Origin of the sequence: Microbacterium testaceum, assembly GCF_006539145.1 — a bacterium.
Classification (GTDB): domain Bacteria; phylum Actinomycetota; class Actinomycetes; order Actinomycetales; family Microbacteriaceae; genus Microbacterium; species Microbacterium testaceum.
Window position 1 is genome coordinate 147,994 of record NZ_BJML01000009.1, and the last position, 23,122, is coordinate 171,115.

Sequence of the window (23,122 nt, forward strand, 5' to 3'; positions counted from 1 at the left end):
GAACCGCTCAGGGCGCCGCCGTGCCCTGCGCCTCGCGAAGGCTCAGGGGTCGCAGGTCGGTCCAGTTCGTCTCCACGAACGCCAGGCATTCCGCGCGCTCGGCGCCGGCGGGGCCGCCGTAGGCGATGCTCCAGCCCTCCGGCACGGGGGCGAAGACGGGCCACAGCGAATGCTGCTCCTCGTCGTTGATCAGCACGAGGAAGCGGCTGGACTCGTCGTCGAAGGGGTTATGCGACATGGGTGTCTCCTGTCTCTTCTGGGTGGGGGTGGTCAGATCGGTGGACCCGTCGGCGTCCGACCGGGACGACGAGGGGGCGGCCCGACGCCGGATCGGCGACGACCCGGGCCGTCAGGCCGAAGACGGTCTCGAGGAGACGCGCGGTGATGACGGCGTCGGGCGGGCCTTGCGCGGCGATGCCGCCCTCGTGCACGACCACGAGGTCGTCGGCATAGCGTGCGGCGAGGTTGAGATCGTGGATGACCATCACGACCGTCCGGCCGAGGTCGACGCACAGATGGTCGACGAGGTCGAGCACTTCCACGGAGTGGGCGATGTCGAGGTAGGTCGTCGGTTCGTCGAGAAGCAGGATGCCGGTGTCTTGAGCAAGACTCAGGGCGATCCACGCCCGCTGCCGTTGCCCGCCCGAGAGGGTCTGCACATCGCGATCGGCCAGCTCGGTGAGCCCGGTGAGCTGCAGGGCCGCCTCGACCGCTGTGGCGTCGAGCCTGCTCCACTGGCGCAGCAGTGACTGGTGCGGGTGGCGCCCGCGGGCGACGAGCTCGCGCACCGTCATCCCCTCGGGAGCCGTGGGGGCCTGGGGGAGGAACGACAGCTCTCTCGCGAGATCGCGGGTGCGCAGCGTGGAGAGCGCTCGACCTCGCACCGCAACGGAACCCTCGTCAGGGGCCAGGAGCCGGCAGAGCGTGCGGAGCAGCGTCGATTTTCCGCTGCCGTTCGGCCCGATGATCGCGGTGACCGCGCCCGCTCGGAGCGCGAGGTCAACACCGTTCAGGATCTTGCGGCCGCCGTAGCCGACCCGGAGGCCGGAGGTCGTCAGCGCGTGTGCCGCGGGGTCGGTCATGCCCAGCTCCTCAGCCGTCGCAGCATCAGGGAGATCAGGATCGGGCCGCCCACGAGCGCGGTGAGCAGTCCCACCGACACGGCGCTCGAAAACAGTGTTCGGGCGGCGAGGTCGGCCGCGAGCACCAGGATCGTACCGCACGCGGCCGTGCACCCCAGCGGAGCGCGGGACTCGCTCGTCAGGAACCGTGCGATCTGCGGCGCCGACAGGGCGACGAAGCCGAGCGGTCCGGCCGCGCCGACGGCGGCCGAGGAGGAGAGCACCGACCCGGTCAGCAGCACGACGCGGGTGCGTCCGACGGCGACGCCGAGCCCGTGCGCGACGTCGTCGCCGAGGTGCATCGCGGCGACCGACCGGGAGGTGGCCACGGCGATGAGGGCGGCGACGACGAGCACTGCGGCGAGCGGGGCGATGCGCGTGGCGTCGGACGACAGGTCGCCGGTGAGCCACACCTGCACCTGGAGCACGTCGTAGGTGCCGCCCGCGATGAGCATCGCGTGCAGCACGCCCAGCAGGGCGGCGTTGATTCCGACGCCGACGAGGATCAGTCGCATCCCCCCGGCCGCTCCCCGTGAGAACGAGAACACCACGGCCGCCGCGATCGAGCCGCCGATCAGTGCGGCGAGGGGGAGTGAGAGCGTCAGGGGGGCACCGAAGACACGCCATCCGAGCACGAAGACGGCGGCGGCGCCGACGCTGGCGCCGCTGGTGATGCCGAGGACGTCGGGGCTCGAGAGGGGATTGCGGGCGACCGATTGCATGAACGCTCCGGCGAGGGCCAGGGCCGCGCCCGCGAGCGCTCCGATGACCGTGCGGGGCAGGCGTAGTCCGAGCACCTGGTAACGGACGGCCTGCCCTCCGCCCCCGCCGAGTGTCTCGACGACGGTCGTGGGATTCACCCACGTGCTTCCGGCGCTGATCGACAGGCACAACAGGAGCGCGGCGACGACCGACAGCGCCACGAACGTGACGAGGGGCCGGGTGCGCACCGGCAGGGAGAGACCGCCCAGCCGCGCGACGGGGACGCGCGTGCTCATCGCGCCCCCGATCTCCGGCGCGCAAGCGCGACGAACAGGGGAGCACCGACGAGCAGGAAGACGATCCCGGCCGGGATCTCGGCCGGGCGGGCGACGCTGCGTCCGACGACGTCGGCGAACAGCAGAGCGACAGCACCGATCAGCGCCGACGCGGGGAGCAGCGTCCTGTGGTCCGTGCCGACCAGGAGGCGAGCGGTGTGCGGCGCAATGAGCCCGAGAAAGGCGAGGGGGCCGCAGGCCGCCGTCGCCGCACCCGCGAGCAGCCCGACGGCGAGCAGCCCGGCGATGCGGGCGCGGCGCACGTCCGTACCCAGCGACGTCGCCATCTCGGCACCGAAGCTCAGCGCGTTCAGCGACGGCGCACACATCAGGGCGAGCGCGAGGCCCCCGCCGATCGCGACGAGGGGCACGGCGTACGTCGACAACGGCCCGTCGGACAGGCCTCCGATCATCCAGCGTCGGAACGACTGCTGGACGGTCTGATCGAGCAGCAGCAGGATGGCCGTCGCGCTGCCGAGCACCGACGAGACCGCGGCTCCGACGAGGGGCAGCGCGATGATCGACTCGCCCATCGTCTCGGCCAGCACGATCACGAGAGCCGTCACGGCCAGCGCCCCCAGCAGCGCGTACGCCGTGTACTCGGCGGGAGTGGTCAGACCGCCCAGCGCGATCGCGAGCACGGTCGCCAGCGTCGCGCCGCGCGTGATCCCCATGAGGTCGGGGTCGGCCAGCGGGTTTCGCGTCTGCGCTTGCACGACGGCGCCCGCGGCGCCGAGTGCCAGACCCGCGGCGATCGCGACGATCGCGCGAGGCGCCCGCTCGCGAATCACGATGTCGTTGTAGGTGGGGGAACCCCCGACGAAGGCATGGGCGACCTCGGGGAGCGTCACGTTCCGTGCCCCGACGGCGATCGCGATCATCGCAACTCCGACGACGACCACCGCGAGCACCACGACGACCCCGGCGGTTCGACGGGGTCGGACGATGAGCGCATCGACGTCGATCCGGGCTCGGCGGAGCGCCGCCACCGACCGCACGCCGAGCCCGGGGACGCGAACGAGCCCGAGCGCCGCCATGCCGATGCTCTGGCCGCGTCGGCCGCGCGAGACGTTCACGCCGACCAGGGCGACGACGAGCACGAGACCCACGACGGCGACGACGATCCGGTCGCTCTGCCAGGCGCCGCGCTCGTCGGGGATCGCGAGGATCAGCGTGAGCGTCATCGCGGCGGGCACCGCGGGCAGCAGCACGTCGACCAGACGTGCCGCCGCCCGCGGGGCTGTCCTCGGCGGACCGGGAGCGGGACCCGGCCGATCCGGGGCCGCGGGCACCAGATCGGTCAGGGTCATCGCACTCCTCGATTGCGTGTCATTCGCTCGGACGTCACTCGCTCGCGGGCAGGGCCTTCACGGCATCCGTCAGCAGTGCGATCTGCTTCGTGTAGCTCGCGTAGTTGAACGTCGCATCGGTGGTCCAGTCGACCACGTGCCCGCGCGCGACGGCGTTCAGCGTCGCCACCGTGGGGTGATCGCGCTCGACCTGTGCCAGCGGCGTCGTCCACGCCCGCGTGTCGTAGAGGAGGAGGTCGGAGGTGTAGTCGCCGGCGTTCTCCCAGCTCACGGGGCTGAACGAGCCCGAGGTGCTGTCACGGGCGATCGGGGACTCGCGCACGTCGAGGCCCCACTCGGCGTAATCGATCAGCTCGGCGAACTCACCCGGGATCGCGACGTAGAACTGCGTCGAGGGAGCGACGGCGTAGGCGGTGGTGCCCGGGCGCGCGGCCAGGGCGCTCTTCAGCTGCGAGACGGCGTCGTCGTACGTCGACTTCTCGTCGGCGATCGTGCCCGAGTCGACGTCGGCGCCGAGCGTCTGCGCGAGGCCTCGCCAGTCGTCGAGCGACGCCGAGGCGCTCTTCTGCGCCGAGACCGTGATCAGGGGGGCGACCTGCTCGATCTGCTTCGACACCTCTGCGTCTTCGGCGCCCAGCCCGCCCAGGTATCCGCCCGCGTACCAGCCCGTGATGACGAGGTCGGGCTCGAGGGACGCGAGCTTGTCGACGTCGACGTCACCGTACGAGACGCCGAGAGATTCGATGCCCGACACGTCGAGCCCGGCGAGGACACCACTCATGTCGGGGGTGCTCGACCCCCAGATCCCGACGGGACGGATGCCGTAGGGGATGAGCGCGGCCGCGGCCTGTTCGCTCATGACGATGTTGTGCGGGACGGTGTCGAGCGTGACCGTGTCGCCGCGCGCGTCGGTGTAGTCGAACCCGCCCGCCGCCGACGCGGTGGTGGCGGCACCGGGTTCGGTGGGGGAGGCGCAGGCCGCCTGCGAGAGCACGAGTGCGCCGAGTCCGAGGACCGCGAGCGCGCGAGCCGTGACCTTGGGTCGGATTTTCATGGGTACCGCCTTTGCTGTGTGCGTGGTGTCGGTGGAGGGTCGAGGTTCTTCATCGGGGTGCGGAAGGGGTGCTCGCAGGCCCGGCATCCCCCCGCCAGGCGGCCCATTGCCGCGCGTACGCGCCGCCCCGGGCGAGGAGGTCGTCGTGCGAGCCGAACTCGACGATCTGCCCCGCCTCCATGACGGCGATGGCGTCGGCGGATGCCGCCTGGGTGAGTCGGTGCGCGACGATGAGCGTCGTGCGTCCCGCGGTCGCCGCGAGGGCGGCGCGTTCGAGTGCGGCGGCCCCCGCGCTGCCGGCTTCGGCGGTCGCCTCGTCGAGGATCGCGACGTCGGGGTCCTTCAGCACGAGACGCGCGAGGGCGATCTGCTGCTGCTGTGCGGCGGTGAGCCGGTGACGGTGCGCGCCGACCTCGGTGTGCACGCCTTCGGGCAGGGCCCGCACCCAGGCGTCGGCACCGACGGTCTGGAGGGCACGCCAGACGGTGTCCTCGTCCGCGTTCTCGTCGGACAGCCGGAGATCGTCGATCACGGGGCCGGCCACCACGTGGACGTCTTGGCTGAGGACCGCGACGCGTGACCGCATCGCGTCGGTACCGATGTCGGATAGGGCCGCCCCGCCCAGCCGGACGCTGCCGGAATCGGGAGTGAGAGCGCCCGCCGCGATGAGCGCCGCCGTGGTCTTGCCGGCCCCCGAGGCGCCCACGAGTGCAAGCCGGGTTCCGGCGGGAACGCTGAACGACACCCCGTGCAGCACGTCGTCGCCCGGTCCGTAGGCGAAACGGACGTTGTCGACCCGCAGAGCGCCGTCGGACGGGGTCGACCGCGAGGGGACTCGGACGGAGGGCGTCGCGACGACCCCGACCAGGCGGTTCATCGCCGCGCCGGCGGACTGCATCTCGTCGAAGAGGAACAGCACCGTGCCGAGCGGAGTGAACAGGCGGTGGAAGAGCAGGATCGCGGTCGTCACCGCGCCGATCGTGACGTCGCCGTCGGTGTACCGAACGAATCCGACGACGAACAGCACGGCCAAGCCGCAGAACTCCGCGAGATTCACGCGACCGACGAGCCCCAGCAGCAGGCGGAAGACCGAGACCGACAGGGCCCGCATGCGGTCGGACGCGGTGCGGATCTCGTCGAGTCGTGCCTCCTCCATCCGGTACGCACGCACCGTCTCGCGGCCGTGCAGGCTCGATGCGAGAGCCTCGGTGCGCTCTCCGGCCGCGACGCGCTCCTCCGCGTAGAGGTGAGCGCTACGGGGGAGGTACCACAGCAGTGCGGCGCCGTAGAGGGGGAGGGTGAGCAGCCCGGCGACCCCGAGGACCGGATCGACGCCGAACAGCGAGCCCAGCGACACGGCCACCAGCAGGCCCGCGGACAGCACAGCCGGAACGACCTCGCCGCTGGCGCGGGTGATGCGGGCGATGTCGTCGCCGACGCGCGAGAGCACGTCGCCGCGCCCGCCGCGTTCGGCGACCCCCGACGGCAGGTCGAGCACGCCCGCGACGACGTCTTCGCGCAAGACCGCCACGGCGGTCTCGCCGAGCCGCACGATGACGTACGTGCTGAGCCCCGAGAGTGCACCGGCGACGATGGCGGCCGTCACCAGCACGACGACCAGGACGACGATGTCGGATGCCGCTCTGCCGGCGACGGCGGCGTCGACGAGCCAGCCCATGGCGTAGACCGGCACCAGCGCGGTGGCGGCAGCGAGCACGCCCGTTCCGAGGGCCGCGACGAGGAGGAGCGGATGCCGCAGCGTCGTGCGGGCGAGCCACCGCAGAGAGGCGCGATAGCGGGCGATCGGCAGGGAGACCGGGCGCGGCGTCGTCATCTCGCCACCGCCTCGGCGTAGAGCGGGTCGCTCTCGAGCAGCTCGCGGTGCGTGCCCTCGGCGATCACCCGGCCGTGCCGGAGAACCGCGACCCGGTCGGCCACCGCGAGCAGCGCGGGCGAGCCGGTGATCACGACCGTCGACGCGTCGGAGCGACCGCGGAGCGCGGCGATGCCGACCGCGATCTGCTGCTCGGTCACCGAATCGACAGCCGTCGTGGGCTCGTGCAGCACGAGCACGGGGGCATCGGCATACAGGGCGCGCGCCAGTGCAAGGCGTTGGCGCTGGCCGCCGGAGAGGTTGTGGCCCCGGTCGACCAGGTGGTGGTCGAGTCCGTGCTCGAAGAGGGCGACGACGTCATCGGCCCCGGAGGACTGCAGGGCGCGCGTCAGGCGGACGGAGTCGACGGTGTCGCTGCTCGCGACGACGTTGGCGCGGATGCTGCCGCTGAACAGGTGCGCCTCGTGGGGTTCGGCGACCAGCCACGCCTCGGTCTCGCCGGGCCCGAGTCCGCAGACCTCGATGCTGCCGCGATACGACTCGGGCGCGACCCGCCCCGCGAGGAGGGATGCCACGGCATCGCCGTCCGCGGTGTCGTGGGCGAAGACCGCCGTGATCTCGGCCGACCGCGCCGTGAGATCGACGCCGTCGAGCGACCCGTGGTGCACGCCGCGCAGACGCAGCCCCGGGGTCTCGGTGGAGGGCGATGACGGTGCGACCGCCGGGAGGAGCGGCTGCGCCGCGAGGACGGTGGCCACCCGCTCGGCGGATCCCCGGGCTTTGGCTGCCGTGGCAGGCAGACCCGACAGCGTGGTGAGGGGGTCGATGAGGAACTGCGCGAGCCCCACGACGGTGACCAATTCGCCGGTCGTGATGTGCCCGGTGAGGGCGTACCATCCGGCGACCGAGGCGATCACGGCGGCCGCGACGCCGCTCAGCGCCGCCGTGACGCCGCGTTGCACCGCGATCCACCGGTTGGTCGACATCGCGGCCGAGAGGGCGACGCGGCTCGCGGCACGGTATCGCCGGGCAGCGGCATCCTGTGCCCCGATACCGGCGATCGACCGCAGGCCCGAGATGAGGTCGCCGGCGAGAGCGGTCGCCGCGGCCACGCGTGACTGCTGCTGCACGGCTCTCGCCGTGATGCGCGGTCCGGCTGCGTGAGCCAGCGCGAAGAACACGGGCATGGCGACGAGGGCGACCACGCCGAGCGCGGCGTCGACGACGAGGAGGGCGATCGCGGTCGCGACCACGGCAGCGGCCGCCGCGATCATGCGGGGGAGCAGGTCGAGGAACCAGGCGGTCTGGTCGGCGTCGCTGCCCGACACGGTGACGAGCTCGCCGGGGGTCACATCGGTGCGCAAGCCGCGCGGCGAGAGCGCCTTCTCGGACACCTCCAGGCGCAACAGGTGCGCCTCCTTCTGGAGGGCGATGTTGAGGACGCGCATGCCCGCCCGGTACGACACCGTGAGCACGAGGAACACCCCCGCGAGGGCGGTGATGGCGGTGATGATCCCGGGAACGCGTCCCGGAGCGATGCCGGCGTCGATGAGGACACCGATCACGACCGCCACCGAGGTCTCGGCGAGCTGATGCACGCACAGCAGCACCGTGCCGACCAGGATCGCCGAGCGGTTGCGGGCGATCGTCCGCCGGATGACGTCCTTGCCCGAGCGGATCGCGCGTGCGGTCACGGCTCGCGGCTCAGGTAACCGCCGCCGGTCGGGAAGTAGGCGTTCGCCGTGTGCTCGACCCCGTCGGGCGTGCGGACGCGGTCGATCACGAGCGCGCGCCGGTCGCCCCGGTAGGCGTCGCCGCCGGCGACGACGGCCATGCCGTCGCCTTCCCTGATGAAGATGCGCCCCGGTGTGCCGCCGTAGCGGAACGTCGAGACGTGCGCCTCGAGGATCTCGAGGCGTTCGCCGCGGCAGTACGTGTGTGCGCTCGGGTACGGGTCCGACATGGCCCGCACGAGCCGGTCGATGTCTTCGGCGGGCCATGTCCAGTCGATGAGGCTGTCGAGCTCGGTGCGGCGGTGGAAGAAGACGCGCTGGTCGAGGTCCTGTGGGCGCCACTCGACCGTGCCCGTCTCGATCTGTTGCAGAGCGTGAAGCAGCACCTCGGGAATGAGGTCGATCGTCGCCCGCACGAGCTCGGTGCCGGTCGAGCGTGGACCGATGGGAACGGCACGCTGCACGGCGATGTCGCCGGTGTCGAGCCCGCCGTCCATACGGTGGGCCGTGATGCCGACCTGCTCCGCCCCGCTGATGAGGGCCCAGGGCACGGGCGAGAAGCCGGTGAACGCGGGCAGGAGCGAGTCGTGCAGGTTGAGAGTGCCGTGCGGGGGGCGGTCATAGACCTCGGGAGGGAGCCAGGTGCGCCAGTTGTTGGCGACGATGATGTCCGGACGCCACTCGGTGAGCCGGGCGATCATCGCGTCGTCGGGGCGTCGCGCGAGGTGGACGGGGATGCCGTGTTCCTGCGCGAGCTGCTCGACGGAGTCGTCCCAGATCTTCTCGTAGGCGTGATCGCTGGCAGGGTGCGTGACGACGCCGACGATGTCATGCGTCGATCCGAGCAGGGCGTCCAGCGTGCGGTGTCCCCATGTCTGGTACCCGAACATCGCAACCCGCATGCGTTTCCCTCCTCGATGGTTTCGGCCGGCCGGTAGATCAGTTAGCATGCCCTTACTTATGTAAGGCTTGCCTAAGCTAGCACAACGCCCCCGCGGACTCGCGAGGGCGGTGACGAACAGGAGTGACGGATGACGCACGCCCGCGTTTCGGCAGAGAAACCGCGCAATACCAGCACGCAGGACGGGGTCGTCGACATCGTCGGCATCGGGTTCGGCCCGTCGAACCTCGGACTCGCCATCGCGCTGCGGGAACGCAACGCCATCCCGGGCAATTCGCCGATCACGTCGACATTCGTCGAGTCGAAGCCCCGCTTCGCGTGGCACCCCGACATGCTCCTGCCCGGGGCGACGATGCAGATCTCGTTCCTCAAAGACCTCGTGACCCAGCGCAACGCGGCGAGCGACTACAGCTTCCTCTCCTTCCTGCACGACAGCGGACGACTGCCCCACTTCATCAACCGCCAGACGTTCTTCCCGACCCGGATCGAGTTCCACCAGTACCTCGAGTGGGCGGCCGACCGGGTCGACGCCGAGGTGCTCTACGACACGCGCGGGACGAGGATCATCGACCACCCCGACCACTTCGAGGTCGTGCTCGAGGGCGCCCACGCCGGATCGGTCCGTGCCCGCAACGTCGTCCTGGCGGGCGGACTGACCCCGCGCCTCCCCGAGGGGGTGAGGGCCAGCGCACGCCAGTTCCACAACCACGCGCTGCTCAGCAGCCTCGCCGCGTTGCCCGAGACGACGCACGACGCGTTCGTGGTCGTCGGGGCCGGGCAGAGCGCCGCCGAGGTGGCCCACTACCTCCACGAGCAGTACCCCGGCGCACGCGTGCACGCCGTCTTCGGCAAGTACGGCTACACCCCCGCCGACGACAGCCCCTACGCCAACCGCATCTTCGACGCGGAGGCCGTCGACGACTACTACGGCAGCAGCGCCGAGATGAAGGCCCGCCTGCTGTCCTACCACCGTGGCACCAACTATTCGGCCGTCGACCTCTCGCTCATCGAGCGGCTCTACGAGATCGAGTACGCGGAGCGCGTCGTCGGCGCCCGGCGCCTGTTCGTGCACGGCGGCAGCGCGCTCGCCGAGGCGCGTGAGCGGGCCGACGGGGTCTCCGTGCTGATCGAGAACCGCCTCACCGGTGCGGTCGAGCAGGTCGCGGCGGATGCCGTCGTGTACGCGACCGGCTTCACCTCCATGCCGCTGGACGCGATTCTCGGCGACCTCTACACACCCCAGGGGCCGGGCGATGCGCGGGTGATGCGCGACTACCGGTTGCGGACGACGCGACCGACGGCGGGAGGCCTCTACCTGCAGGGCGGCACCGAGGACACGCACGGGCTCACCTCCTCGCTGCTGTCGAACATCGCCGTGCGCTCGGCAGAGATCGTCGACTCGATCGCCGCGGGACTGCACGCCCGCGAGCGTGAGCTGGTGCGGAGCGCCTGAACCGTGACCGTCGACGCCCCCGCGCGCCCCTCCCTCGATCGACCCGACGACGCCGTCGCCCTGACCCCCGCGCAGCGCGCCGTGTGGGTGGCATCGGAGGTCGATCCCGACAGCGCCACCGACTTCCACCTCGGGTGGACGACGCGCTTCTCCTCGGCGCACGACCCCGGTCGTCTCGCTCAGGCGGTCGCCCGTGTGCTGCGCGGGGAACCGCGGCTGTCGCGAACGGTCGTCGCCGACGGCGACGAGCCGCGATGGGTCGCGTGCGACCCGTTCGAGGCGCCCGCCGTGGTCGACCTGCGCGGCGAGAACCAGCCCGATGCGGCGGTCGCCGCCCGCGTCGACGGCTTGCGCGTCGAGGTCGCTCTCGGCGCGGGACGACTTCTCCACCGCCACGAGATCCTCATCGTCCCGGACGGGTACGTGTGGGCGCAGGCGTACCACCACGTGCTCGTCGACGGCCGATCGATTCGCGAGTTGACGCGTCGAGTACTCGCGGTTCTCCGAGATCCGGATGCCGCACCCCCGGCGTCGAGATCCGCGGAGGCGCCCGAGTCGCTTCGGGCGGGGGATGCCGGTAGGTCGGGGGCGCGTCCGGCGGACACGCCTCGGTCGGACGCGGAGGCGGTGGTCGCCGCGGTGAGCCGCGCCGAGAGCCTGATCGAGCGCCCGGCACGCGGCATCCGGAGCATCGCCGTCGAGCTCGACCCCGACCTGGTCGATTCGCTCCCCGGTCTCGCCGACCGGTGCGGGTTGAGCGTCGGTCGCACGGTGGCGGGACTCATCGCGGCGTACACGGCGACGGTGCGCGGACCGGGGGCGCACGCGGTGCGCCTGGCCGTCGCGGCCCCCGGCGACCCGCACGTCGTCGAGATGCGCTCGGCCGTCGTGCCCCTGCAGCCGGCCGCCGACGGCGACGCGACGATCGAGGCGTACCTGCGATCGTTCGACGAGGCGCTGAGCGCGCAGCGCCCGCACCTGGGAGCCGACCCCGGTGCCGTCGCCGACGCTCTGCGCACCCGCTTCGGCAGCCCCACGCTCGTCGTGCCGGGAATCAACGTCATGCTCGGCCCCGACCCGGGCGACGGCATCGCGCGGTCGACCTGGGTGGGGCCCTCGACCGACCTCGACATCGTGGCGGAGGGCGAGATCGCTCGCCGCGCTCTGCGGCTCGTCGTGCGCGGCCGGGCCGACGATCTCGAGCTCGCGGCCCATGCCTCCGGGCTCGCCGCGTTCCTGGCATCCGCCGTCGCCGCTCCCGACCGGGCGTTGAGTGCGCACCGGATCGTCGACGAGCCCGAGCGCGCGCTCCTGCTGGCCACGCGCAACGACACGGGGCGCTGCCTGTCGGACGCGGACGTCGTCGACATGGTCTTCGCGCGGGCGCGGAACGCGCCGTCGGCGGTCGCCGTCGCCGACGGTGACCGTCACATCGACTACCGCACGCTGCTGGGGGCGGCGACGCGCATCGCGCGGACTCTGCGCGACGACTTCGGCGCGGCCCCCGAGACGATCTTCGCCATCGACATGCACCGCAGCGCCGAGATGGTCGCGGCGATCCTCGGCATCCTCCTCTCGGGGGCGGCGTTCGTGCCGCTCGACCCCGCGTGGCCGCACCGGCGCCGCGCGAGCGTCGTCGCCGACGCGGGGGCGCGGGCCGTGCTCGTCGGACCCGGAGCCGGCGAGCCGACCGGTCTCCGCACGCACGCGGTCGATCTCGCGCAGATCGAGCCCGCCGCCGACCTCGTGCCGCGCGACCCCGAGTCGCTCGCGTACGTGATCTTCACGTCGGGCTCCACCGGCACCCCGAAGGGGGCGATGATCCGCCATGGCGCCATCGCGAGCCGCATGCGGTGGCAGATCGAGCGCGTGCTGGGGTTCGGCGCCGACGATGCGAGCCTGTTCAAGGCGCCGCTGTCGTTCGATATCTCGATCAACGAGGTGCTCCTCCCGCTCTGCTCGGGCGGCACCGTCGTCGTCGCGCGCGACGGGGAGGAGCGTGAGCCCGAGCGGCTGCTGCAGCTGATCTCGCAGCACGGTGTCACCTTCACGTACCTCGTCGCCTCGATGCTCGACGCGCTGCTCGACAGCGATGCGCTGACGACGGCCCCGCGCCTCGAGGGCCTGCGGCACGTGTGGTGCGGCGGCGAGCTGCTCACCCCCGAGCTGTTCGCCAGATTCCGCCGGCACCTGCCGCACGCCACGATGTACCACGGCTACGGCCCCGCCGAGGCGACGATCGGCGTCTCGCACATCGTCTACCGCGGAGACGGCGTGCGCAGCACGACCTCGATCGGCCGGCCGAACCCCGGATGCCGGTTGTACGTGCTCGATCGCGCCCTGCGCCCCGTCCCGGCGGGGATGGGCGGCGAGCTCTACGTGGCCGGCGACCTCCTGGGCCGCGGCTACGTGAACGCCCCCGCGCTGACGGCGTCGCGTTTCGTCGCGAACCCTTTCCACGATCCCCGCGACCCGGCATCCACGCCGCGGCTGTACCGCACGGGCGACCGCGCGCGGTGGAACCGCGACGAACTGGAATTCCTCGGACGCACCGACAACCAGGTCAAGATCGGCGGCATGCGCGTCGAACTCGAGGAGATCGAGAGGGCGATCGCGGCAGCGCCGGGCGTTCGCGCCTGCGTCGTCGTCGTGCGCGGAGCGCGCGTGCACGCCTACGTCGTGCCCAAGGCGGGCGCCGCGCCGGAGCGCGTCGAGGTGTCGGCCAGGGAGCGCGCGATCGCCACCCTGCCCCGGCACATGGTGCCCGCGTGGGTGACGGCACTCGACGCGCTGCCGACGACGGCGAACGGCAAGGTCGACCGCGCCGCTCTCCCCGAGCCGGTTTCGCAGGCGGTCAGCCCGGGTGCCCTCGATGCCGCCCAGCGGCCCGTCGCCGAGCAGATGGCCGCGGTGCTCGGAGTCGACCCGGCTCAGATCGGCCCCGACACCGGGTTCTTCACCCTCGGCGGTGACTCGCTCGCCGCGGTGCGGCTGGCGAACCGGCTGTCGCGCGCCGCACAGCGCACCGTGCCGACGCGGGCGGTGTTCGACCACCCCACGGTCGCGGAGCTCACCCGGTTCGTCGAGAACGCCGACGCCGCGGCAGCTCGCCCGCGCGCGACCGGTGCCGCCGACCGGGCGGCTCGCCTCCCGGCGACCCCGGGACAGCGGCGCATGTGGCTCGCATCGCAGCTCGACACGACCTCGGCGACCTACACCGTCCCCCTGGCCTTCCTCTTCCCCCGCGAGCCCGACCGTTCGGCGCTGCGCGGGGCGCTGGCCGACACGACGCGGCGGCATCCGGCGCTGCGGACGCTGCTGTCGCCCGGGCCCGATGCCCTGGTCGCCGACCGGCTCGCTGCAGACGACCCCCGAGCGCACCCCGGGGTCGAAGACGTGGTAGACGTCGACGCTTTTCTTCGCCGGCCGTTCGACCTGGCATCCGCGATCCCGATCCGTGTCGGTCTGAGCCCGCGCGACGATGGCTGGCTGCTGGTCATCGCCCTGCATCACAGCGCCGTCGACGAGGCGTCCGAGCCCGTGCTCCTGCAGACGCTGTCGGAGTCCATGCGCGCCCGCTGCGCGGGCACCGTCCCGGTCTGGGCCGAGGTCGACGCCGTGGTCGAGGAGCCGAGCGGCGAGAGCGCCGCCGAGGCGTTGGCACGTCTCACCCCGCTGCCGGACCGCGCCGACGTGCCGGGATGGTCCGTCACCACCGCCGGCTTCGGTCGCGCCGGGGCGACCCGGGCCTGCGTGCTGACGGGGACGTCGGCGGCGGCCGTCCGCGATCGCGCGCGCGGGGGGACCGTCTTCGAACTCGCCGTCCGCGCGGTCGCCACGGCGGTCGAGCGGCTCGGCGGTCCTGCGGATCTGCTCATCGCATCGCCGGTGGCGCGCACGACGCCCGACGACGGGATCGTGGGATGCCACATCACCACGACCCTCTTCGCCGCGCGGCGTGGCACCGACCTGCGGCCGCAGATCGTCGCTGCGCTCGACACACGCGCCGACGTCGCCGACCTGGTGGCCGCGGCGCCGGAGCTGCGCGACCGGGCCGCCCCGCGCATCATGGTCGTGCACCAGTCCCGGCGTCTCGACCGGCTCGAGCTGGGCGGGGTCGAGGGGTCGCGGATGCCGATCTCGACGGGCACGGCGAAGTTCGACGCGACGATCACCGTCGCCGAGGTCGGTGACGATCTCGCCGTCGAGCTCGAATACGCGACGGATGCCCTCGCCGGCGACGAGGCCGAGCGCTTCCTCCGCCAGGTGCGCGCGGCCCTGGAGGGCGTCGACGCGGTCGACACCGTGTCGCCGGCGCTTCTCGAAGGAGGGCGGGCGATCGACGCCGGGCGCGACCGCACGCTCGTCGACCTCATCGCGCGAGGCGTCTCCGACGAGGCCCGCCGCATCGCGGGAACGCTCGCGGCCCGGGGGATCGGCCCGGGGTCGGTGGTCGGTGTGTGCGCGGTGCGCGGATCCGCCCAGGTGGACCTCGTGCACGGCATCGTGCTCGCGGGCGCGGCCTACGTGCCCATCGACCCCGCGTGGCCGGCCGCGCGACGCGAGGCCGTCGTCGCCGACGCGGGCGCCCACCTCGTGCTCGAGGCGGTCCCCGACCGCGCCGCTCCCACCGCCCCGCCGCTCGCGCCGAGACCCGACGACGCCGCCTATGTGTTGTTCACCTCGGGCTCGACCGGACGACCCAAGGGCGTCGTCGTCAGTCATCGCGCGATCGTGAACCGTCTGCTGGCGGCCCCCGGCCTGCACGGGATCGGGCCCGACGACGTCATCCTCTACAAGACCCCCTTCACGTTCGACGTGTCGGTCTGGGAGCTGTTCCTCCCGGCCGTCGTGGGCGTCCGTCAGGCGGTCGCCCCGCCCGATGCGCACCGCGATCCGGCCGCGATCGCCACCGCGATCGTGGCGGAGCGCGCCAGCGTCGTGCACTTCGTGCCGTCGGTGCTGGCCGCGTTCCTCGAGCACCTGTCGGGTGCGCGCGAGACGGCCGCCGCCGTGGCGCGGAGCCTCCGCGTGATCGTCTGCAGCGGCGAGGCGCTGACCGCGCACCACCTGCGCGGGCTTGCCGAGCTGCTGCCCGGCGTGCGCGTCGACAACCTGTACGGCCCGACCGAGGCGGCCGTCGACGTCACTGCCGCACTCGATGTCACGGTCGACCGACCGATCGGCATCGGGCTGCCCCTGGTCGGGGTGGCGTGCCGCATCCTGGATGCCACGCTCCAGCCGGTCGTGCCGGGTGCGGTGGGCGACCTCTATCTGTGCGGCGTGCAGCTCGCTCGCGGGTACGCGAACCGGCCCTCGCTGACCGCCGAGCGGTTCGTCGCCGATCCGTTCGCCGCCGGCGCGCGCATGTACGACACCGGCGACCGCGTGCGTCAGCGACCCGACGGCGCGATCGACTACCTCGGCCGGCGCGACCAGCAGGTCAAGGTCGGCGGTCAGCGGATCGAGCTCGGCGACGTCGAGGCGGCGCTGGTGTCGGCGCCCGGCGTCGAGGCGGCTGCGGCGTTCGTCGTCGGGAGCACGTTGGTCGCCGTGTACGTGGGGACGGCGACCCCCGAGGCGGTGCGCGCACACGCGGGCGGTGTCGTCCCGGCCGCTCTGGTCCCGGCGCGCCTCACGGCGGTGGCCGGCCTCCCCCTCACCCCGCACGGGAAGCTCGACCGCGCGGCGCTGCCGCAGCTCGACCGCGCCCCCGCGGCCGTCGGTGGTCGAGCGCCCGCGGGGACGACCGAAGTCGCGCTGGCCGCGGCGTTCGCCGCGGCGCTCGGAGCCTCGACGGTACCGGCCGATGCCGATTTCTTCGCCCTCGGGGGCGACAGCATCTCGGCGATCGCCGTCGTCACCGCGGCTCAGCGCCGTGGCATCCCGGTGTCGGTCGTCGATCTCTTCGAGACCCGCACCGTCGAGGGACTGGCGGCGCGGTGCGCCCCGCCGACCGAAAGCGTGACCGCGCGACCCGTTCCGCTGCCGCCGTCGCTCGCCGCCGCTCGCACCGACGGTCTCGACGTCGACACGATGACGGTCTCCGTGCCTCTGCAGACCGTGGAGGCCGAGGCCGCCCGCCGCGCGCTCACCTCGGTGGTCGCGACACGACCCGAGTTGCGCGTGCGCCTCGACCGGAGCCGCGCGCGGCTGTGGCGGGCGTTCCAGGTCGATCGCGTCCCGCCCGGCGACGGCGTCGACCTGGCGCAGGGCAGGCTCGTCGCCGTCGAGATCGCGGACGGTGCGCCGCGTCTCGTCGTCCACCGCATGGCGCTGCCCGCCGATGCGGAGCAGGGAGCGCGTCGTCTCGCCGCCGAGGTCTGTGACGTGGCGCGCACGGGCACGGCGGGGGCGGATGCCGTGCGTGCAGATGCAGTACGTGCAGGAGAAGGAAGAGCATGAGCGAGAACGTGATCGAGACGGTCCGGGTGCAGGGCGCGCGGGAGCGCATGCTCTTCCTCGCCGAGTTCGAGGACTCGCCGGACGCGTACGCGATGCCCCTCGTCCTGCGGATCGTCGACGGGCGCGTCGACGTCTCGGTCTTCGCCGCGGCGTTCCGCGACGTCGTGGAACGCCACGCGAGTCTGCGTACCGCCTTCGAGAAGATCGACGGCGGCTGGACCGAGAGCGTAAGGGATGCCGCCGAGGTCCCCGTCCGCGATCGGTCGGGCGAAACATGGGACGGGCGGTTGCCCTTCACTCCCGACCCCCGTCGCGAGGTCCCCGCCGCCGCGGCCGTGTACGCCGAGCACGTCGTGATCGTCATCCATCACGTGGCGGCTGACGGGCAGTCGATCCCCACGATCCTCGACGACCTCGAGCACGCCTACACGCAACGGCTCGCGGGCGGTGCGCCCACCTGGCCGGCAGGCCCCGCGTCCGACGCCGAGCCGCCGAGCGCGTCGGCGAACGGGCTCGGGCCGCTGTTCGCCGACATGCCGAGCGCCGTCCCGCTGCCCCTCGACCGGCCGCGCAGCCCCGCGCCGAGCTCGGTCGCCAATCGTGAGGAGCGTCCTTTGCCCGCGTGGGTCTCGCGGGCGCTCACCGACCTGTCGGGCCGGGTCGCGGCATCCCGGCTCATGCTCCTGCACGCGGCCGTCGCTCTCGTCCTGCGATCGAGGGGAGCGGGCGACCGCATCCCGCTCGGCATGGCCGCCGATCTGCGGGAGGGTTCCGACGCGGAGGGGGTCGGTCTGTTCCTGAACACCGTCGTCGGTCTCACCGATCTCACCGGTACGACGACCGTCGGCGAGGTGATCGGCCGCGTGCGTTCGTGCGCGCTCGACGCGTGGGAGCGCCGGGCCGTGCCGTTCGACGAGCTCGTCGCCGAGGTCGCTCCCGCCCGCGCCGCGGGCGTCCACCCTCTGTTCCAGGTCATGATCGCGGAGGTCGACCGCCGCACCCGCCGGGTCGGGCTCGGGGACGTCTCCGCCGAGGTGCGCCACGACGCCGAGCCTTCGGCGAAATTCGACCTCACCTTCGCGATCGGCGAGGGCGACGACGGCCTCGTGGTCGACGTCGTCTCGCGCGCCGAGATCTTCCGCCCCGAGACGACGTCCGCCCTGCTGGAGTCGGTCGTTCTCGCGCTCGTCGCCCTCACCGGCGATGCCGCCGCGCCCGTCGACGGCCTCGCGCTGAGTCGGACGACCGGTCCCCGCCCCGCGCTACGGCCGCGGGGCACCGCGGTCACCGAGCGGCGCATGGCCCTGCCCCGGCACCGGGCCGCCGCGGCGCTGGTGGGTGTCTATGCCTCGAGCGACGCGATCGGCACCCGTCGGAGCGGCGACGAGTTCGTCCCGCTCACCCTCGACGAGGTGCTCGATGCGGCCGCGATCACGGATGAACCCCGCGATCCCGATACGGTGGCCGGGCGGCCGGTCGCCGCATCGGCCGGACCCGACGGCATCCTTCTCGCGGCGGCGTCGGAAGCGATCGACGAAGAGTCCTGGCCCGCGCTGCTGGCTGCGCTCTCGACGGGCTCGGCGCTCGGCATCCGCGATGCCGCCGAATACGTCGAGGCCCGCACCCGCCGGGGAGAAGACCTCGGGATCGTCGACGCGGCCGAGGCCTGGCTCGACGTGATCGAGTCGGTTCCCGCGTCGGCCGTCGATCCGTCGTGGGCCGCCCTCGACCCCGGGGTGTCGGCGCACGCCGAGCTGCCCGCGCCGCCCACCACCACGACCGCCCTGCGCACCGCCGTGTTGTCGGGCCTCGGCGACCTCTGCGCCGGACCCGCCGTCGCGATGGTCGGTGAGCCCGACCGCGATGACCCCGCTCAGGCCTCCGCCGTCGGTGTGCGGCGTCGCGCCTTCCCCGTCTTCCTTCGAGGCGACGGCACCATCGTCGAGCCGACCGCGGAGGCTGCGCGCGACTACGAGATCGCCGGCGAGGCGAGTCCGCACACACCGGGGGTCTTCGACGGTCTCGTGAACGCCGACGTGCTGGTCGACATCCACGTGTCCGATCGGCCCGTCGCTCCCGTCTCGGACCGTGTCACCGTGACCGCGAGCCTGGTCGCCGACCGGTGGCGGGTGACGGTGTCGGGGCATCGGGATGCCGCGGAGATCGCGGCGGCCATCGCCCGCCGCGTCACCCCCGGCGCCGGGGTGAGCACACTCACCGCGATCGTGCGCCCCGCCGACACGCGCGTGCTCGACACGGCGGGAATCGGGACCGCGGCGATCCGCGACCTCGAGCGCACGGCCGGATCGCTCCGAGCGGTGCACCCGGCGACGGCCCTGCAGGAGGGCCTGCTGTTTCATCGCGACCTCTCCGGCGATACCGATGTCTACCTGTCGCAGACCGTCACCGACCTGGTCGGAACGCTCGACATCCCGGCGCTCCGCGCGGCCGCCGCGCGGATGATCGCGCAGCATCCCCACGTGGCGGGCCACTTCCGGCGCGTCGGCGAGCGCACGGTGCTGATCGTGCCGCGGTCGCCGCGCATCGAATGGGATGTGCGCGTGGGCGATGACCGCGAGCGCTTCCTCGAGGACCAGCGCCGGCGCGGGTTCGACGGCGAGGGGCCGCTTCTGCGGTTCGGGCTGCTGAGCACGCCGGACGGCTCGCAGCACACGTGGGTGCTCACCGTCGAGCACGCGATCCTCGACGGCTGGTCGATCTGGCGGTTCCTCCGCGGCATCCTCGACGAGTACACCCGGCACGGCTCGGCCGTCGAACGCTGCGGGCCGCCGTACGCGAGGTACGTCTCGTGGCTCGCTACTCGCGACCGGGAGGCGGCACGCGCGGCGTGGGGCGGCGCACTCGGGGGCATCGAGGCGCCGACCCTCGTCGCCCCCTCCGCGTCGGTCCGGGACCGCGGCGACGACGGGCGTTCCCTCGAACGCGTCCTGACCCTCGACCCCACCCTGACGGCACGGCTGCGGCAGGCCGGCACCGCCGCGCGGGCGCCGCTCAGCGCGGTGTACGAGCTCGCGTGGGCCCTGGCGCTGCGGCACGAGACGGGCCGTAGCGACGTCGCGTTCGGCACCGTGACCTCGGGGCGGCCCCCCGAGATCCCCGGCATCGACGACCTGCTCGGGTTGCTCTTCAACACCGTTCCGGTCCGCGTGCGGGTCCGCCCCGGCGGCGACCTGCAGGGTCACCTCGACGATCTCACCCGGTTCCGCCGCGTGATGCTGGCCCACCCCGAGGTGCCCCTGCCGGAGATCCTCGCGAGTTCGGGGCATCGCGAACTGTTCGACACCCTGTTCGTGTTCCAGAACATCCCCGTCACGCCGTCGACCGAGGCGCTCGGCCCCGACGGCGGCCTGCGCCAGCGCGCGCAGACCGTCCGCGACGCCACCCACTACCCGGTCACCGTCGTGGTGAACCCCGGCGGTGAGGGCGCCGGCGCGCGCGTGCGCGTCATGACGCGCCCCGGCGCCTGGCCCGACGACGAGGGCCTTCGTTCGACCGACCGGATCGTCGCCGCCTTCGTGCGGGCGCTCGAGGGCATCGCCGCGCACACCGGCGCGCTCGCCGCGCTCGACGTCGGCGACCCGGGTGAGGCCGGGGCGGGTGCGCTCGTCGGGGCGACCCCGAGCGGCGACGACGCGGCACTGCTCGACGCGACGGTCTGGGAACTGCTCGTGCGACGCGCCCGCGTCGATCCCGACGGTCTCGCCGTCGTGGCCGGCCCGGTTCGCTGGACCTTCTCCGACCTGGTGCACCGGGCGACGCAGCTCGCGACCGCCCTCCAGGAGCGCGGGATCGGGCCGGAGTCGCGCGTGGCGCTCTATCTGCCGCGCGATGCGCGCATGATCGTCGCGCTGTTCGCCGTCTTCGCCGTGCACGCGGCGTACGTCCCCGTCGACCCCACCCTGCCCGCCACCCGCGTCGCCGACATCCTCCGTGAGGCGGCGCCGGCGGTCGTCGTCAGCGACGACGTGCTCTCCGCCGCCGTTCCGGCCGGCATCCCCGTGCTGTCGCCCGATGCGTCGGGAGACGGATCGTTCGTCGAGCCCCGTCGATCCCTCGATGCCCTCGCCTATGTCATCTTCACGTCGGGGTCGACGGGTCGGCCCAAGGGTGTGGCCGTGCCGTACCGGGGACTGACGAACATGTTCGTGAATCATCGCGTCGAGATCTTCACGCCCGTCGTGACGGCGGCGGGCGGCCGGCGCCTGGCGATCGCGCACACCACGTCGTTCGCGTTCGACGCCTCGTGGGAGCAGCTGCTCTGGCTGCTCGAAGGGCACAGCGTGCACGTCATCGACGACGACATGCGGCGCGATCCGCGCGCGCTGCTGGCCTACTTCGACGACCACCGCATCGACGGCTTCGATGTGACGCCGAGCTACGGCCGCATCCTCGTCGACGAGGGGCTCCTCGCCCGCCCGCGCTGCACCGACCCGACCGCCGACGGCCCGGGTGTGGTCTTCGTGTCGCTGGGGGGAGAGGCGGTGCCCGACGACCTCTGGCGGGCGCTGCGCGACGCGCCCGGTGTCCACGGCTACAACCTCTACGGCCCGACCGAATACACGATCAACGCCCTCGGCGCCGATGTCGAGGAACGCCCCACCTCGACGATCGGTCGACCCATCACCGCAACCGTCGCGCGAGTTCTCGACGATGCGCTCCGCCCCGCGCGGCCCGGGGTCGCGGGGGAGCTCTACCTCTCGGGGGTGGGCCTCGCCCGCGGCTACCTCGGACGCAGCGACCTCACCGCCGAGCGGTTCGTCGCCGATCCGTTCGGGATGCCGGGAGAGCGTATGTACCGCACGGGCGACCTCGCGATGGTCGGTGGCGACGGCCTCATCAGCTACCTCGGACGCAGCGACGACCAGGTCAAGATCCGCGGTCACCGCGTGGAGCCCGCCGAGGTCTCGTCGGCCCTCGTCGCCCTCGACGGCATCCGTCGCGCCGCCGTCGTGCCGCTGCGAGGCCCCCGGGGAACCGAGCTCGCGGCCTATGTCGTGGCCGACGTCTCGCCGCTGCGGACCGCCGACGTCACCGCCGCCCTGCGGTCGCAGCTGCCCGACTATCTCGTGCCGGCCACGGTGACCGTCGTCGACGAGCTGCCGCTGACGGTCAACGGAAAGCTCGATGTGCGCGCCCTGCCCGAGCCCGTGCGCGAGTCGGTGGAGCGGCAGCGCCCGATCGGCGATGTCGAGTACCTCGTCGCCGAGGCGATGGCCGAGGTGCTCGGCGTCGACGAGGTGGGCCGCGACGACGACTTCTTCCTGCGCGGGGGCCATTCGCTGCTCGCCGTGCGGGTCGTCTCGCGGCTGCGGACGTCGTCGGGCCTCGACCTGAGCGTGCGCGACCTGTACGGGGCGCCGACCGTGGCGGGTCTCGCGCGCGCGGCGGCGGGCGAGCGCAGCGAGACGATGTTCGCCCCCGTCCTCCGCCTGCGCGACGCCGACGGCCCCGCCGTCTTCTGCCTGCAGCCCGCCGGCGGGCTCGGGTGGGCGTACGCGGGTCTGTGTCGCCACCTCGACCCGGCTTTCGCGGTCTTCGCGCTGCAGGACCCGGCGCTGTCGGGCGGCCCTGAGCTCACCTCGGTCGATGCGATCGTCGACGATCAGATCGCGCGCATCCGCGAAGTCCGGCCCCACGGCCCGTATCACCTGCTCGGCTGGTCGTTCGGGGGGCAGCTCGCGCACGAGATCGCCGCGCGACTCGGCGACGAGGTGGCATCCGTCGTCCTGCTCGACGCGTACGCCGACGGCGCGGACGACGAGCTCGGGGCCCCCGTCGACGAGCAGGTCGCGGGTTTCGTGCGGAGCATGGCCGACGACCCGGTCCTCGCCGATCTCGACGGCGAAGCGCGGGAGAGGCTCGTGTCGACGTTCGAGCGTCACCTCCGGCTGTCGATTCCCGCGGTCACCGCCTCGGCGCGCGCCGACACGCTGCTGGTGGCGGCGACGCAGGGGGTCACCGCCGAGACGGCGGCCCGCCGCGACGCCGATTGGCGGTCGCGCATCGACGGTCGGCTTCGCATCGAGCCGGTCGATCTCGACCACGGTGGTCTCGGCCGCGCGGCCAACTGGGAGGTCTTCGGCGGGATGGTCGCCCGATGGATCGAGGGCATCCGCTGACGGCGATTCGTTCTCCTCCGGTACACGTTCGGGGATGCCGGGTCCGGTCCGCACCGCGAGGAGCGAGCCCGTCTCGGCTCGGGGTGGCCGATGTCGGAGGTCGGTGCCAGGCTGAGACCAGCGGTCATCGCGAC

General features: G+C 73.0%; 11 protein-coding genes. 3 read left to right on the forward strand and 8 right to left on the reverse strand.

Translation table 11 applies throughout. From position 1 onward, the window contains the following. Nucleotides 1–7 precede the first annotated feature (7 nt). The 8 genes from MTE01_RS13640 to MTE01_RS13675 are packed head-to-tail and all read right to left on the reverse strand — an operon-like array spanning nucleotide 8 to nucleotide 8,991. Nucleotides 8–238: an MbtH family protein gene (locus tag MTE01_RS13640; RefSeq protein ID WP_141378060.1), complete on the reverse strand. Its 231-nt coding sequence runs from the start codon at nucleotides 236–238 to the stop codon at nucleotides 8–10. After that, entirely contained in the window at nucleotides 228–1,082 is an 855-nt protein-coding gene (locus tag MTE01_RS13645; protein ID WP_141378061.1) for an ABC transporter ATP-binding protein, read from the reverse strand. Before MTE01_RS13645 ends, MTE01_RS13640 begins: the two co-directional genes overlap by 11 nt. After that, a complete protein-coding gene (locus MTE01_RS13650; RefSeq protein WP_141378062.1) occupies nucleotides 1,079–2,119 on the reverse strand; it encodes a FecCD family ABC transporter permease in 1,041 nt (346 codons plus the stop codon). Before MTE01_RS13650 ends, MTE01_RS13645 begins: the two co-directional genes overlap by 4 nt. Continuing rightward, the gene (locus tag MTE01_RS13655) at nucleotides 2,116–3,468 is read right to left on the reverse strand and encodes a FecCD family ABC transporter permease (protein ID WP_116239527.1); all 1,353 of its coding nucleotides are present in this window, start codon (nucleotides 3,466–3,468) and stop codon (nucleotides 2,116–2,118) included. The genes MTE01_RS13650 and MTE01_RS13655 overlap by 4 nt, the downstream gene beginning before the upstream one ends. Nucleotides 3,469–3,502: 34 nt before the next feature. Then, nucleotides 3,503–4,522, reverse strand: coding sequence for an ABC transporter substrate-binding protein (locus MTE01_RS13660; protein WP_141378063.1), 1,020 nt, complete (start codon nucleotides 4,520–4,522; stop codon nucleotides 3,503–3,505). A gap of 49 nt (nucleotides 4,523–4,571) precedes the next feature. Next, nucleotides 4,572–6,356, reverse strand: coding sequence for an ABC transporter ATP-binding protein (locus MTE01_RS13665; RefSeq protein ID WP_141378064.1), 1,785 nt, complete (start codon nucleotides 6,354–6,356; stop codon nucleotides 4,572–4,574). Further along, on the reverse strand, nucleotides 6,353–8,050 hold the full coding sequence (locus tag MTE01_RS13670) for an ABC transporter ATP-binding protein (RefSeq protein WP_218026367.1): 1,698 nt from the start codon (nucleotides 8,048–8,050) through the stop codon (nucleotides 6,353–6,355). The genes MTE01_RS13665 and MTE01_RS13670 overlap by 4 nt, the downstream gene beginning before the upstream one ends. After that, nucleotides 8,047–8,991, reverse strand: coding sequence for a methionyl-tRNA formyltransferase (locus tag MTE01_RS13675; RefSeq protein WP_141378065.1), 945 nt, complete (start codon nucleotides 8,989–8,991; stop codon nucleotides 8,047–8,049). Before MTE01_RS13675 ends, MTE01_RS13670 begins: the two co-directional genes overlap by 4 nt. A 129-nt stretch (nucleotides 8,992–9,120) precedes the next feature. Here MTE01_RS13675 and MTE01_RS13680 point away from each other — a divergent pair, with 129 nt between their 5' ends. Genes MTE01_RS13680 through MTE01_RS13690 form a run of 3 tightly spaced genes read left to right on the forward strand, consistent with a single transcriptional unit; the run spans nucleotide 9,121 to nucleotide 22,988 of the window. After that, entirely contained in the window at nucleotides 9,121–10,443 is a 1,323-nt protein-coding gene (locus MTE01_RS13680) for a lysine N(6)-hydroxylase/L-ornithine N(5)-oxygenase family protein (protein WP_141378066.1), read from the forward strand. A gap of 3 nt (nucleotides 10,444–10,446) precedes the next feature. After that, nucleotides 10,447–16,848: a non-ribosomal peptide synthetase gene (locus MTE01_RS13685; protein WP_141378067.1), complete on the forward strand. Its 6,402-nt coding sequence runs from the start codon at nucleotides 10,447–10,449 to the stop codon at nucleotides 16,846–16,848. Further along, nucleotides 16,845–22,988 (forward strand): non-ribosomal peptide synthetase, encoded by a 6,144-nt coding sequence (locus tag MTE01_RS13690; protein ID WP_141378068.1) that lies wholly within the window; start codon nucleotides 16,845–16,847, stop codon nucleotides 22,986–22,988. Before MTE01_RS13685 ends, MTE01_RS13690 begins: the two co-directional genes overlap by 4 nt. The last annotated feature ends 134 nt before the right edge of the window (nucleotides 22,989–23,122 follow it).

Excerpts from the sequence above, each read along its gene's own strand:
- MTE01_RS13640 (WP_141378060.1), bottom strand. The coding sequence starts at position 238 with ATGTCGCATAACCCCTTCGACGACGAGTCCAGCCGCTTCCTCGTGCTG.
- MTE01_RS13645 (WP_141378061.1), bottom strand. The coding sequence starts at position 1,082 with ATGACCGACCCCGCGGCACACGCGCTGACGACCTCCGGCCTCCGGGTC.
- MTE01_RS13650 (WP_141378062.1), bottom strand. The coding sequence starts at position 2,119 with ATGAGCACGCGCGTCCCCGTCGCGCGGCTGGGCGGTCTCTCCCTGCCG.
- MTE01_RS13655 (WP_116239527.1), bottom strand. The coding sequence starts at position 3,468 with ATGACCCTGACCGATCTGGTGCCCGCGGCCCCGGATCGGCCGGGTCCC.
- MTE01_RS13660 (WP_141378063.1), bottom strand. The coding sequence starts at position 4,522 with ATGAAAATCCGACCCAAGGTCACGGCTCGCGCGCTCGCGGTCCTCGGA.
- MTE01_RS13665 (WP_141378064.1), bottom strand. The coding sequence starts at position 6,356 with ATGACGACGCCGCGCCCGGTCTCCCTGCCGATCGCCCGCTATCGCGCC.
- MTE01_RS13675 (WP_141378065.1), bottom strand. The coding sequence starts at position 8,991 with ATGCGGGTTGCGATGTTCGGGTACCAGACATGGGGACACCGCACGCTG.
- MTE01_RS13680 (WP_141378066.1), top strand. The coding sequence starts at position 9,121 with ATGACGCACGCCCGCGTTTCGGCAGAGAAACCGCGCAATACCAGCACG.
- MTE01_RS13690 (WP_141378068.1), top strand. The coding sequence starts at position 16,845 with ATGAGCGAGAACGTGATCGAGACGGTCCGGGTGCAGGGCGCGCGGGAG.